This window comes from Amorphus sp. MBR-141 (genome assembly GCF_053628695.1).
In genome coordinates this window covers 157,833-170,813 of sequence record NZ_JBRJGW010000014.1, presented here as the reverse complement: position 1 = coordinate 170,813, position 12,981 = coordinate 157,833, and the positions used below count along the sequence as shown (strand labels likewise).

Sequence of the window (12,981 nt, the reverse complement as noted above, 5' to 3'; positions counted from 1 at the left end):
TCCATCGCCTCGGCTGAAGCCTTCCTGCACGCCGCCTCCGTCATGCTCCTCGCAAGACGTCTGGCCCGCGCTCCATGAGTTTCGAGTCCGACTCTCAGTGGTGCGCACGGTCGGTCAGAGCGATCCGTAGGTGCCGCTCCCGACGAGGATGTTGACGTGCCCCCTGGCCTGATTCTCCGTTTCGAGGGAGAGGCCGTTTCATCAAGGATGACGGACATAAAGAAGAGCAGGTTCAACGAGGCTCAGATCATCGGCATGTTGCGCGAGCAGGAGGCCGGTAGCCTGACGGCGGAGGTAAGTCGTCGGCAAGGGATCAGCGCGTAGACCTTCTATCGGTGGAAGGCGAAATACAGTGGCATGTCGGTGTCGGGCGCCACGAAGCTGAATGCACTGGAAGACGAGAACCGGCGATTGAAGAAGCTGCTCGCGGAGCCTACTGTACGTGTCGGCGCTGAACGATCTTCCCCGCCGGCGAAGCAGATCGGCGATCACCCCCCTGGGCTCTCACAATGATCGAGGGACCAGAGGGGGGCACGTCACGTTTTGCCGTGCCGTAGGCTTTCCCACAAAGCGGACCAAAAGGCCAACTGCGGAACACCCCCCAACCACGAAACGACGCGCGCCCCTACGCAAACGCTCAACCTTTTTCTTCAAAGATCAGCCTATGCGCCGGAGATATCCATCGGGCGCGACGGTTGTGAGCAGGCGCGTATTCATCGTCTCGTCGATCTCGAAATTGGGATGCGTCTTCAGCCAGGCGTTCACAGCCGTTTTGGGGCTGTTGCCCTTGTCCCACGGCCTGTCAGGAAACGAACCTTCCGGCAGATCTTCGATTATGGTGTCGAATACGACGCAGTAATTTCCGACGGTGGTGAGCTCGGCGTAGGCCTCGAGTTCCGCCATGACGTGGGCGTGAGTGTGATTGGAATCCAGGAAGACGACCACGCTGCCGGCACCACTGGCGCGCCTGTGAACCTCCGACACGATATCCGGCGCAATGGACGATCCCTCAAGCATCGAAATGCGCTTGAACATCGGATGGGCTTCGATCGCGCTGCGATTGTGGGGGCGGATATCGATGTCGATGCCAAGAACCTGGGTGTCCGGATTGCCGCCACAAGCCGCATTCAGTTCCAGCATCGCTGCCGAAAAAATAAGGGAGCCGCCGTGCGCGATACCGGTCTCGATAATCAGATCCGGTTGCGCGGACCAAATGATCTCCTGCATCGCGACCATATCCTGAGGGTACTGGATGATCGGACGTCCGAGCCAGGAAAAATTGTAGGAATACTTGTCCTCTAGGGATCTGGTGATGAAATCGAGGCCACGAGGATCGATCATTTTTTTCTCAGGACTAGCATGCGCACCGGGCCATATTCACCTGCGAAAGGCAGGCCTGCGGCGTACTCATGATGTTTATCGAAATAGTCGGGGCTGTCATTGGAGTCTTCGCAAAGTTTGGAGTATATTACCCGACTAACTAAGTAGTATGTGCTGCTGATGTTTTGTTCGAATTCGACGTCGAATGATTCCTGGAGGAATTCAATCAGCCGGTCACGCTCGAAGAACGTGTTGTGGTCGCGGATCCCGATGGCAGGGAGTCCGAAGGATTCCCGAACCGCATTGAAATTTGCCTGGCCCTCAACGAAGTTCTCGACCATTACGTAGTAGCCATTCGGCCGCACGGCGTCTCGAATGTTCGATATCGCCTGCTTCTGCAGGTCCCATCCGGGCAGATTGATGAGACAGCGACTGGTGTAGGCCAGGTCGACGGGGTCCTCGACAGGAAGCGGCTCGAGAACGTCTGCAATTGACAGCGTCAAATTGGACAGAGATGCTTGGGAAACAACACGTTGTGCGTTCCCGATCATCGAAGCGGAATAGTCCATTCCCTGAAAAAGAACGTCGGGGAATGTATCGGCGAGTTGACCAGTCGTACGCGCGTCGCCGCAACCGATATCCGCCACCCGTTTCGGCGCACGAGCTCGGATCTGCTCCATGATGGAGCGTGCTTCTATGCTCCGGAGAAAATGGTCCTGCGTGGTCGACTGGGAACTCGGGTCATCAGCTGCCCGCGTCTCCCAATATCGCTTGATCTCATCGACGTTCATGAACTTCCCGTTTGTTCTCGGTGGTCAGTCTCGGGCCAGGCCGGCCACAGCAGGGCTCCGGCTACCTTGCCTGGGCAAGCAACTCTTCACCGCCTCGACGACCCGGTCCTGATCGTCGGTCGTCATGTCGTGGTAGCTCGGAATATTGACGGCTCGGCCGCAAATGAGATGCGCGTTCGGGGTGTGCACGCCGCTGCTCTCGAACAGACCGGTCGATGACAGGGGATGAAAGAAGGGACGCGCGTCGATATCGTGGGAGGCGAATTTCTCACGCGCCACTTCTGAGGTCACGCCGGTGTCCTCGTCAAACACAACGGTGGGCATCCATGCTCCCGTGGTGGCATACCCGTCGCTCGGATTGAGCGTCACTGGGAGATCTCTCAGGGCGTCCCGATAGTAGGCGAGGATCTGCTTTTTGCGTGCGATGAGTTCATCGATGCGCTCCATCTGCGCCAGCCCCAGCGCCGCCTGGATGTTTGACATCTTGAACTTGTAGCCCACGGTTTCCGGCCAGAACTGTCTGGTATCGCCGCGGCGACGGCCGTGGTTCGACAACGTCAGAGCCCGCTCGAATAGGCCGCTGTCGTCAGTGACCAGCATCCCGCCTTCGCCGGTGGTCACCGTCTTCGTTCCGTGGAACGAGAAACTGCCGAAGGTTCCGATGCTGCCCGCCTTCTGCGCACCAAGTGACGAACCGATCGCCTCGGCAGCATCCTCGATCACGGGGATGCCGTAGCGTCGGCCGATGTCGTTGAGCCTCTGCATGTCGCACATGTTGCCGTAGATGTGCACGGCGAGGATCGCTTTGGTTCGTGGTGTGATGGCGAGCTCAACCTTTTCAGGATCGAGGCACCAGGTGTCGGTCAGGATGTCGACAAAGACAGGTTTGATGCCGAGATGGACCAACGGCGCCACCGAGGCCACCCAGTTCGTGTCCGCAAGAATGACCTCGCTTTCGGCCTCTCCTGGAAGCGCGGCGAAGCCGAGATGCAGAGCTCCCGTGCACGAAGAGGTGGCGATCGCGTGCTTGACGCCGATGTGCTCCGCGAAGGCGCGTTCGAAGCGCACGATGTAGTCGTAGCAGTGTTCGCCCCATCCGTTCTGGGCGGCATCGGCGGCATAGGCCACTTCGAGGGCGGTAATGGAAGGCTTGGTGTAGGGGATCATCCGTCACCTGATGGTGAGGTTTGGTATCGCAGTCACGAGTCGCGCACCCCAATCCCGCACGTACTCTAGCTGGGCCAAGACCTCGTCCGCAATGTTCCACGGTAGAATGACAATAATATCAGGCTTGTCCGACAGAAGCCGCTCCTCTCCGACGATCGGAATTCGGCTGCCCGGCATCAGCTTGCCCTGCTTGAACGGGCTGCGGTCCACAACGTAGGGGATCAGGTCGGGCTTCACGCCGGCGAAGTTCAGCAATGTGTTGCCTTTGGCCGCGGCGCCATAGGCGGCCACACGCAGTCCGGCGCGCCGTGAGTCAATGAGGAAGGCGAGAAAATCGTTCTTGGCCTTCTCCGCGCGGTGCTGGAACTCAGCGTAAAATGCCGCCTGGCCGATCCCCGCTACGGCTTCATTGGCCAGTACCCGATCGACGTTCTCAGATACGACCAGTCGGCCCACATCGAGCCTCTCCGCGAACACCCTCAGGCTGCCACCATGGGTGGTGAGTTCCTCCACATCGATAATTCTCAAACCGTTTCGGTCGAAAATCCGTGCGACGGCGGTGAGTGAAAGGTAAGAGAAATGCTCGTGATAGATCGTGTCGAACTGGTTGTTTCGGACGAGTTCCAGCAGATGGGGGAACTCGAATGTCGCGACGCCGTCTGGCCTGAGCAGCATCGCGAAGCTTTGGACGAAGTCGTTGATATCGGGCACGTGGGCCAGAACGTTGTTCGCCGTCATCAGGTCGGCGGAAATGCCTCGACCTTTGAGCTCCGCGGCCATGCTCGTTCCGAAGAAACCTTCGACGATCTCAATCCCCTTTTCGCGAGCGGCCGCGGCCGTACTCGCCGTGGGTTCGATGCCCAGGCAGCGCAGTCCTCGCGCCTTTGCATGCTTCAGGAGATAGCCGTCATTCGCCGCGACCTCGACCACGAGAGATGAGGTGCCGAGCGAGAAGCGGTCGATCGCCATGTCGACGTAGTCGGCAGCGTGTTTGAGCCATGCGGCCGAATACGAGCTGAAATAGGCATAGTTGACGTCGAAGAGCTCGGTGAAGTGCGGAAAATCCTCGGTCTGCACCAGCCAGCAGTTGGAGCAGACCCCAACCCGCAGCGGGTACCATCGCTCGGGCAGATTGAGCGCTGCGTCGGTCAGATAGGCATTCGATGGCGGGGCAGCCCCAAGGTCGAGGAAAGGAATGTCGACCGGCATGGCGCAATGGCGGCACCTCAAGGCTCTATCCCATCAAAGTCGGCAGCCAAATTCGGATGGGCACGGTCCCGGTCTGACATGTCGGTTATGTCGAGCGGCCAGACGATGCCCAGGGCGGGGTCGAGTGCGTTGAGGGCTCCCTCGCATTGCGGTTGATATGGTGCCGAATGCAGGTAGAGAAGCTCGCAATCATCCGTCAGAGTCTGGAAGCCGTGAGCGCATCCTGGGGGGATATAGAGACTCTGGAAGTTCTCCCCCGACAGGGTCTGGCCGTGCCACTGCAAGAATGTCGGCGACGACCGACGCAAGTCGACAGCTACGTCAAAAATTTCCCCCTTGAGGCAGGAGACCAGTTTTGCCTCCGCGTGGGGTCGGTGCTGGAAATGCATTCCGCGAATGGTGCCGCGCCGCCGCGTCCTTGACTGGTTGATCTGGCGAACGCTGGGCATCAAGCCCAATTCCCTGAACTCCTCGTCGCAGAAGAGTCGCGCCAGGAGCCCGCGATCATCACCGACCGGCTTCCGCAGGAGCGTTACAACCCCCAGAATGGACGTCGGACCGACATCGAATCGCTTCCTCATGGCCCTTCATATCCAGCGCACCAATTGTTGCCCAGCGTCCCACGCGACGTAGCATGGGCTTTCCCCACCCGTAACGGCTCGTTCAGGTCCATACCCTTATCGCTGCGTTGGGGGTTTGTTACGGTCAGAAATGCAGCGTGCGCCCTCTGAACAGCTAAGCTCGTCACGTGTCAAGCTGATCGCGTTCCTTCTGGAAGAGCCCTTTCATGAACATCATCACCGTCGTCATTCCCACCTATAACAGGAAGGAGAAGCTGCAGAACGCGATCGAGAGCGTGTTGGTGGAAACCCGCGTTCCGCTGCAGGTTCACGTCTTTGACAATGCGTCGACCGATGACACAGGCCCCTTCGTTAGGGAGCGGGCAGCCGCCGATAGTCGGATCAGATATACCCGAAATGAGTATAATATTGGCGGGCACCAGAATTATGCTCGCGCCATTCAGCATGTCGATACTGAATATTTTGTCCCGCTTGCGGACGATGATTGGTTGTTGCCGGATTTTCTATTTGAAGCCTACTCTCTTCTGGAAGAAAATGAGCGGGCCGGCGCTGCTATCTTTATGACCGAAGCCCGGAATGAAGCGGGGGACGTTCTTGAAACATACCCTCCGCATCCGGATAAGATCCAATTCGGATTACTCGATCCAGAGACCCATCTTCGAAATTGGATGATGTACGGTCACTATTCCTGGAGTTCAATCCTGTGGAGACGGCAGGGCTTGCTGTCTATCGGATTCCCCTATCTTCACACGGGAATCACAAGCGACATGGACTTCCAGCTGCAGACGTTTTGTCGATTTCCCGTGTATCTCGTCAACAAACCGGGCGCTGTCTATTCCCTGCACCCCGCTCAGGCGAGCAGGACGCTCGACGTGTCCGACGTTCCCGCGTGGAGCAAGGTATTCACCCGGTTCAACCGGACCGTTGCCGACTTGCGCCTCTTCGAGAGCGATGATTTCGCCGGCTTGCTCCGGATTGTTCAGGAGCGATACAAAGGCGCCTGGAACGCTCCCGTTACGAAAGCCATTCCCGACAAGCGGCTCGTGCCGCTTGCCGCCCTGGCAGCCGTCCGCCTGGGGGATTGGACGTTGGCATCCTCTCTTCTCGATCAGGCCGACAGCGGAGAGCCGAGGGGCAACATCGGCCTCCTGCACGCGCTCCTGCGATCGCTGAAAAGCGAGCGCGACGAGGTTGCCGGACTGCGGGCGGAGGTTTTCGAGCTGAACGTGAAGGTGCAGCAACTTACCACGCTGGCCGCATCGGCGGAAGTCGTGGAAGCGCCCCGGCCTGAACCGCTCGTGGCCAGGCATCCGCTGATCACGCGCATACTCAAGAAGCTGGACCACATCAGGACGGGACCCTAGTTTCTACTCATAACGGTCTCCACAGGCATCGCCCTTCTGAACCGCTCCTGACGTGACCAGCCAAGGCTCGAGTGAGGCCTCTCGCTTTTATAGTCGGCCCACCAAACTTGCAGCACCAGACGAGCGTGGTGGAGCGAGCGGAACCACATATGGTGGAGGGCTTGTCGCGCAGCCGACCGACGAAACTCTCCGCGAAGGCGTTCTGCACCGGCTTGCCCGGCTGGATGTATTTCCATACGACGCCGCTCTCGCCGGCCCAGCACAAGAGCGCGTTTGACGTGAACTCGGTGCCGTTGTCGGAGACGATGGCGACGGGACATTCGCCGTCTTCGTCGATCACGTCGAGCTCGCATGCCACACGGGCACCCGTGATCGAGGTGCCGGCAGGAGCCCCAGGCAGTCCCTCGTGCAGTCGTCGATGAGGGCCATGATCGGGAAGCGGCTTCCGTCTGTCATCTGGTCGTGCACGAAGTCGAGCGACCATCGCGCATTCGGCCGATCGGGCACCGTCATTGGCGCCCGGGCGCCCGCGTTCCGAGAGCCCGCTTTCGGCCGCCGCGGCGCCGCACCTGGAGCTTTTCCTCGACGTAGATGCGCTGGACACGCTTGCGGTTCACTTGGAAGCCCTCCCCCCCCCTCACAAACACGTGCAGACGCCGATAGCCGAACCGCCGGAGTTCCCGCGCCAGCTCGCGTAGCCTGTCGCGAAGCTCCGAATCGTCGGGGCGCAGCGACTCGTAGCGGATGCTCTATCTGTCGGCGCCGATCGCCCGGCACGCCCGCCGCTCGCTCATCTCATGTGCCACCATCAGATGAGCGACCGCCTCTCGACTGTCGGCGGGGCTACCATTTTCGGGAGAGGCGATCCTTCAGCGCAGAGTTGTCGAGCATCGCAGCCTAACCGCCGCACTACGCGAGCTCAGCCAAGACGTCCAGTCGCGTTCTGTGATCGCCCACGGTCGAGACGAGATCGGAGACGAAGTCCAAGGCCGCATCGAACGCATTTTGCACGGTTGCCCGGTTGATCGCCCGGCCGTAGCTGCCGTCGTTCGTCGGACGCCAAGCCGGCTCGTCGACGGGAACCGGTTCGGCAACGCAACGGCATGTGTAGACCTGACCAGGAGGCCTACCCTCCGGCGGCTCAGCCGTTGCGCCACAATCAGACTCCACTTGAGCCACGGGCTTGTGTATACGCGACGTAGACACCCAAGCCGAAGGGATCCGACATGCGACTGAGCGGCTTCAAGGCACTGACATTCGACTGCTACGGTACACTGATCGATTGGGAGACCGGCATATTCACCGGCCTGAGGCCGCTGATCGCGAAGGTCGGTCGCGACCTCAGCCGCGATGAGGTGCTGGAGGCACATGCCTTCCATGAATCCTCCACCCAGGCGCAGACGCCCGCCAAGCGCTACCCGGAGCTGCTCGCGGTCGTCTACCGGAGGCTCGCCGAGGAATGGGGCGTGCCGGTGAGCTGGGGCGAGTGCCTTGCCTATGGCGCCTCGGTGCAGGCCTGGCCGGCCTTCCCCGACACGGCGGAGGCGCTGCGCTATCTCAAGCAGCACTTCAAGCTGGTGATCCTCTCCAACGTCGACAACGCGAGCTTCTGGGCGAGCCAGCAGAAGCTCGGCGTCGAGTTCGATGCCGTCTACACCGCCGAGGACGCCGGCTCCTACAAGCCCGCCGACCGCAACTTCGACTACATGCTGAAGAACCTCGCCCGCATGGGCATCGGCAAGCAGGACATCCTGCACACCGCCGAGAGCATGTTCCACGACCACGGCCCGGCGAACCGCCACGGGCTCGCCAACTGCTGGATCTACCGGCGCCACGAGCAGGAGGGATTCGGCGCGACGATGAACCCGGGCGACATGCCGCGCACCGACTTCCGCTTCAATTCCATGGCGGAGCTCGCCGAAGCCCACCGCACGGAAATCGGTGGCTGAGACGCGGACGCAGGCGCCGCTCCGGCGCCTGCCGTCACCCGGCGACGGAGAGCGGTTCGGTGAGGCGCGTCGACATCAGCGTGTCGACGACCCGGCGACGGAACAGCTCCACATGCTCTCCGGCGGCGCGTTCGGCGGCCTCCGCATCCCCCGCCCGGATCGCCTCGAACATGCGCCGGTGGTCGTTCATCGTCTTCTCCAGATGGGTTTCCAGCCGCTCGTCGGCGCGCGCACTCTCGCTGAAGCACAGGTGCGCGATCCGCTGGGTCTCCGAGAGGATCTGGTGATAGGCGGCGAAGATGCGCCCGGAATGCGCGGCCGCGCCAATGGCGGTGTGCAGGGCATGGTTGGCGTCGTTGGTGGCGATGCTGTCGAAGGCCGCCGACGCCCTCTCGAAGGCGACGAGATGGATCTCGATTTCCTGCAGGTCCTCCCTGGTGCGCCGCACGGCCGCGAGCCGGGTCGCCGCCCGCTGCAAAAGGTCCAGCCCCTCGAAATAGTCGCGCAGGTCGGAGAGATCGAGCATCGCCACCCGGGCGCCGCGGCCGCGCTGGATCGAGACGAGCCCCTCGGAGGAGAGCCGGATGAGCGCCTCGCGGATCGGCGTGCGGGACACGTCGAACATCCGCGACAGCACCCCCTCCTCCAGTTCGCTGCCGGGCGCGAAGTCGAGGCGCAGGATGGCCGACCGAATCAGCTGATAGACGCTGTCAGGAGCCGTTTTGGGATCGTTCGCCGTCATGGGTCCTGCCTCGCCGTGCCGCCTGTGCGGAGTCGCTGTTGACGGATTATATACTTGGTGCATACGCTGTGTGAACCCAGAGGGCCCCAGCCGCGAGATCTCATGCAGCGACCGGAATGGATCATTGGCGTCGACGTCGGCGGCACCTTCACCGATCTGTACGCCTTCGAGCGCGGCAGCGGCCAGCTGGCGCTTCACAAGCGGCCGAGCACCCCGGACAATCCGGCCGTCGCGATTCTCGAGGGGCTGCGCGAACTGGCGGAGAAGGCCCGCTTCGACCCGGCGACCGTCGGCGTCCTCGCCCATGGTACCACCGTCGCCACGAACGCCCTGATCCAGCGGACCGGCGCGCCGGTCGCCGTGGTGACGACGCGCAATTTCCGCGACCTGCTGGAGATCGGGCGCCAGATCCGCCCCCGCCTCTACGATCTCAAGGCCGACCAGCCGGCCCCGCTCGCCGCCCGCGAACATCGCTTCGAGGTCGACGAGCGCGTCGGCGCCGACGGCGGCGTGGTCACGCCCCTCGATGCGGACAGCGTCGCGGCCGCGGTCGAGGCCGTCCGCGACAGCGGCGCCGAGGCCTGCGCGGTCTGCTTCCTGTTCTCCTACCTCAACCCGGACCACGAGCGCGCCGTCGGCGCCAGCCTCGCCACGGTGCTGCCGAACCTTTCCATCTCGCTGTCGTCGGACGTGCAGCCGGAGTTCCGCGAGTACGAGCGCTTCTCCACGACGCTGCTCAACGCCTACCTGCAGCCGCTCCTGAACCGCTACATGCGCCACCTGCAATCGGAGCTGGCTTCGCTCGCCCCGGATGCGCGGGTCGGCATCAACCAGTCGAGCGGCGGCCTCATGTCGCCCGAGCGCGCCCGGGAGTATCCCGTCCGCACCGCGCTGTCGGGTCCGGCGGCGGGCGCCATGGGCGCGATCAGCACGGCGCGGAAGGCGGCGCGCGGCAACATCATCACCCTCGACATGGGCGGCACCAGCGCCGACGTCACGCTGATCCGCGACTACCAGGTGAGCACCGCCTTCGACCGGGAGGTCGCGGGCTTCCCCGTGCGCCTGCCGATGGTGGACATCCACACCGTGGGCGCGGGCGGCGGCTCGGTCGCGTGGTTCGACCGCGACGGGCTGATGAAGGTCGGTCCGAAGAGCGCCGGCGCCGTGCCGGGTCCCGCCTGTTACGGCCACGGCGGCACCGAGCCCACCGTCACCGACGCCAACGCCGTGCTCGGCCGGCTCTCCGAGCGCGGCCTCCTCGGCGGCACGATGACCCTCGACACCGAGGCCTCGCGCCGGGTGATCGCGCCGGTGGCCGAACGGCTCGGCTTCACGCCGGAACGGACCGCCCAGGGGATGCTGGACATTGTGACGGCCAACATGGTCCGCGCGATCCGGGCGATCTCGGTGGAGCGCGGTCACGATCCGCGCGACTTCGCCCTGATGCCGTTCGGCGGGGCCGGCCCGCTGCACGCCAACGCCTGCGCCAAGGCGCTCGGCATCCGCGAGATCGTCGTGCCCTACTCCCCCGGCATCCTGTGCGCCGAAGGCCTGCTGGTCGCCGACCTGTCGGAAAATCTCGTCCGCGGACAACGCTTCCGGCTCGACGACGCCGCCGGCGCGCGGATCGTCGCGCTCGCCGAGGACATGATGGCCGAGGCCGAGGCCTGGTGGACCCACGAGGAGGTCGCAACCGACCGCCGCTCCCTGCAGGCGGTGGTCGACATGCGCTACGCCAGCCAGAACTACGAGCTCCGCGTGCCCGTGGAGACCGACGGCCTGACGCTGCGCCCGCCGGAGGTCGACACGCTGAGGGCCGCGTTCTTCGCCGCCCACGACCAGGCCTACGGCTTCCACAATCCCGACGACCCGGTGGACGTGGTCGCCGTCCGGCTGACCGCGATCGGCCGGCTGCCCTCGCCCGGGATGCCGAGCGCCGCCGCCGATGCCACCACCACCCCCACCCCGGTGGAGGTGCGCGACGTGTGGTTCTTCGATCCCGATCCGGTGCGGACCCCGGTCTACGACCGCGCGACCTTCGCGGCCGGAACGGTGATCGAAGGGCCGGCCGTCATCGATCAGTTCGACGCCACCACCCTGGTCTTCCCCGGCGACGTGGCGCGCGTCGACGATGCGCTGAACATCCTGATGGAGATCGCTCAGTGACCGACGCCGCCCCGCCGATCGATCCGATCACGCTCGAGGTCATGGCGAGCGCCATGCGCTCCGTCGTCGACGAGACTTTCATCGCGCTGATGAAGAGCGCCTACTCGACCAACATCAAGGAACGCCACGACCACTCCACGGCCATCTGCGACCGCGACGGGCGACTGATCGTCCAGGCGGACATGTCGCTGCCGATCCATCTGGGCTCGATGACGGGCCTGATGAAGGCGCTCCTCGCCAAGGTGAAGCCCGAGGAGATCGAGGAAGGCGACATCTTCGTCGCCAACGACCCGCATGTCGCCGGCGGAACCCACCTGCCCGACATCAATTTCGCCGCTCCGGTGTTCTTCGAGGGCGAGCTGTTCTGCTTCGTCTGCAACATCGCCCATCACGCCGACATCGGCGGCATGGCGCCGGGCTCGATGGCGGGCGGCATGTCGGAGATCTACCAGGAAGGGCTGCGGATCCCGGTCGTCCGCCTGTTCCGCAGGGGCGTGCTGCAGACCGACCTCTTCGACCTGTTCCTGCTGAACGCCCGCATCCCCGACGAACGCCGCGGCGACCACTACGCCCAGATCGCCGCCGCCCAGCTCGGCGTGCGCCGGGTGAAGGAGATCGCCGGGCGCTACGGCCTCCCGACCATGCGCGCCGCGTTCGACGACCTGATCGCCCGCACCTACCGGCGGATGCGGTCGGCCATCGCGGAGATCCCGGACGGCGTCTACGCCTTCGAGGACGTCATGGACGATGACGGCCTCGGCACCCAGAACATCCCGATCCGGCTGCGGATCGAGGTTGCGGGCGACCGCGCGGTGTTCGACTGGCGCGGCTCGTCGCCCCAGGTGAAGGGCAACATCAACGTGCCCATCAACGCCACCCAGTCGGCCGTCGCCTACTCGCTGAAGGCGCTGCTCGACCCCGACATCCCCAACAACCAGGGCGTCATCGACTGCTGCGAGCTGATCACCGACCCAGGCAGCATCGTCGACTGCGTGGCCCCCGCCCCTGTCGCCGCCCGCGCCCATACCTCGCAGCGGCTGATCGACATGATCATCGGGGCGCTGGCCCCGGCGCTTCCCGACCGCGCCGTCGGCGCCTCCAACGGGGCCAACACCACCGCCGTGTTCTCCGGCATCGATCCGCGCAGCGGCAAGCCGTACCTCTATCTGGAGACGCTGGCCGGCGGGTTCGGCGGACGCGACGACCGCGACGGCAAGGACGGCGTCCAGGTGCACATCACCAACACGTCGAACCTGCCCATCGAGGCGATCGAGACCGAATATCCGCTGCGGGTGGTGGCCTACGAGATCATCCAGGATTCCGGCGGCGCCGGCACCTATCGCGGCGGCGGCGGCCTGCGCCGGGTCATCCAGCCCCTCGATCACGCCTGCACCTTCAACGGCGCCGGCGAGCGCTTCCTGAACGCGCCGTGGGGCGTGTTCGGCGGCGACGCGGGACGGCCCGGGCGCTTTGCGCTGCGCACGCCCACGGGCGAGGAGCCGCTTCCGGTCAAACCGTCGTCGGTCGACATCGGCCCGGACGAGGTCGTCGTCATCGAGACGCCGGGATCGGGCGGCTACGGCCCCGCCGACCGGCGCGATCCCGCGCTCGTGGCCGAAGACGGCCGCTCCGGCAAGTTCTCGACCGAGTTTCTGAATCGCCACTACCCGCACGCGGGCGTGACGCGCTAAC

Annotated in this window: 11 protein-coding genes and 2 pseudogenes; 5 read left to right on the top strand and 8 right to left on the bottom strand. The window is 63.8% G+C overall.

What is annotated here, in order from left to right; all coding sequences use genetic code 11:
• Positions 1-216: 216 nt before the first annotated feature.
• Positions 217-432, top strand: a pseudogene (locus ACSSVZ_RS18620) (transposase); the annotation flags it as partial.
• A gap of 225 nt (positions 433-657) precedes the next feature.
• Here ACSSVZ_RS18620 and ACSSVZ_RS18615 read toward each other — a convergent pair.
• The 5 genes from ACSSVZ_RS18615 to ACSSVZ_RS18595 are packed head-to-tail and all read right to left on the bottom strand — an operon-like array spanning position 658 to position 5,068.
• A complete protein-coding gene (locus tag ACSSVZ_RS18615; protein ID WP_453972225.1) occupies positions 658-1,341 on the bottom strand; it encodes a cephalosporin hydroxylase family protein in 684 nt (227 codons plus the stop codon).
• The gene (locus ACSSVZ_RS18610; RefSeq protein WP_453972224.1) at positions 1,338-2,111 is read right to left on the bottom strand and encodes a class I SAM-dependent methyltransferase; all 774 of its coding nucleotides are present in this window, start codon (positions 2,109-2,111) and stop codon (positions 1,338-1,340) included. Before ACSSVZ_RS18610 ends, ACSSVZ_RS18615 begins: the two co-directional genes overlap by 4 nt.
• Before the next feature lie 24 nt (positions 2,112-2,135).
• Complete coding sequence (locus tag ACSSVZ_RS18605) at positions 2,136-3,278, bottom strand: DegT/DnrJ/EryC1/StrS family aminotransferase (protein WP_453972223.1); 1,143 nt, start codon at positions 3,276-3,278, stop codon at positions 2,136-2,138.
• 3 nt (positions 3,279-3,281) lie between these two features.
• Positions 3,282-4,508, bottom strand: a complete 1,227-nt coding sequence (locus ACSSVZ_RS18600) for a class I SAM-dependent methyltransferase (RefSeq protein WP_453972222.1) — start codon at positions 4,506-4,508, stop codon at positions 3,282-3,284.
• Positions 4,505-5,068 carry a dTDP-4-dehydrorhamnose 3,5-epimerase family protein gene (locus tag ACSSVZ_RS18595; RefSeq protein WP_453972221.1) on the bottom strand — a complete coding sequence of 188 codons (564 nt, stop codon included), beginning with the start codon at positions 5,066-5,068 and terminating at the stop codon, positions 4,505-4,507. The genes ACSSVZ_RS18600 and ACSSVZ_RS18595 overlap by 4 nt, the downstream gene beginning before the upstream one ends.
• Before the next feature lie 206 nt (positions 5,069-5,274).
• Between ACSSVZ_RS18595 and ACSSVZ_RS18590 the strand changes: the two genes are divergently transcribed.
• Positions 5,275-6,432 carry a glycosyltransferase family 2 protein gene (locus ACSSVZ_RS18590; protein WP_453972220.1) on the top strand — a complete coding sequence of 386 codons (1,158 nt, stop codon included), beginning with the start codon at positions 5,275-5,277 and terminating at the stop codon, positions 6,430-6,432.
• Here ACSSVZ_RS18590 and ACSSVZ_RS18585 read toward each other — a convergent pair.
• Both ACSSVZ_RS18585 and ACSSVZ_RS18580 read right to left on the bottom strand, forming a co-directional pair.
• Positions 6,429-6,668, bottom strand: coding sequence for an integrase core domain-containing protein (locus tag ACSSVZ_RS18585; protein ID WP_453972219.1), 240 nt, complete (start codon positions 6,666-6,668; stop codon positions 6,429-6,431). The genes ACSSVZ_RS18590 and ACSSVZ_RS18585 overlap by 4 nt on opposite strands.
• Positions 6,593-7,326, bottom strand: a pseudogene (locus tag ACSSVZ_RS18580) (DDE-type integrase/transposase/recombinase); the annotation flags it as partial. The pseudogene ACSSVZ_RS18580 and the gene ACSSVZ_RS18585, both read right to left, overlap by 76 nt.
• A 332-nt stretch (positions 7,327-7,658) precedes the next feature.
• Here ACSSVZ_RS18580 and ACSSVZ_RS18575 point away from each other — a divergent pair.
• Entirely contained in the window at positions 7,659-8,381 is a 723-nt protein-coding gene (locus ACSSVZ_RS18575; RefSeq protein WP_453972218.1) for a haloacid dehalogenase type II, read from the top strand.
• A gap of 34 nt (positions 8,382-8,415) precedes the next feature.
• Here the strand turns inward: ACSSVZ_RS18575 and ACSSVZ_RS18570 are convergent, their stop codons facing one another.
• Positions 8,416-9,123 carry a GntR family transcriptional regulator gene (locus ACSSVZ_RS18570; protein WP_453972217.1) on the bottom strand — a complete coding sequence of 236 codons (708 nt, stop codon included), beginning with the start codon at positions 9,121-9,123 and terminating at the stop codon, positions 8,416-8,418.
• A 102-nt stretch (positions 9,124-9,225) separates the two neighbouring features.
• On the opposite strand from ACSSVZ_RS18570, the gene ACSSVZ_RS18565 reads away from it, so the two are divergent.
• Together ACSSVZ_RS18565 and ACSSVZ_RS18560 are read left to right on the top strand one after the other, a co-directional pair.
• Positions 9,226-11,289 (top strand): hydantoinase/oxoprolinase family protein, encoded by a 2,064-nt coding sequence (locus ACSSVZ_RS18565; protein WP_453972216.1) that lies wholly within the window; start codon positions 9,226-9,228, stop codon positions 11,287-11,289.
• On the top strand, positions 11,286-12,980 hold the full coding sequence (locus ACSSVZ_RS18560) for a hydantoinase B/oxoprolinase family protein (protein WP_453972215.1): 1,695 nt from the start codon (positions 11,286-11,288) through the stop codon (positions 12,978-12,980). Before ACSSVZ_RS18565 ends, ACSSVZ_RS18560 begins: the two co-directional genes overlap by 4 nt.
• The last annotated feature ends 1 nt before the right edge of the window (position 12,981 follow it).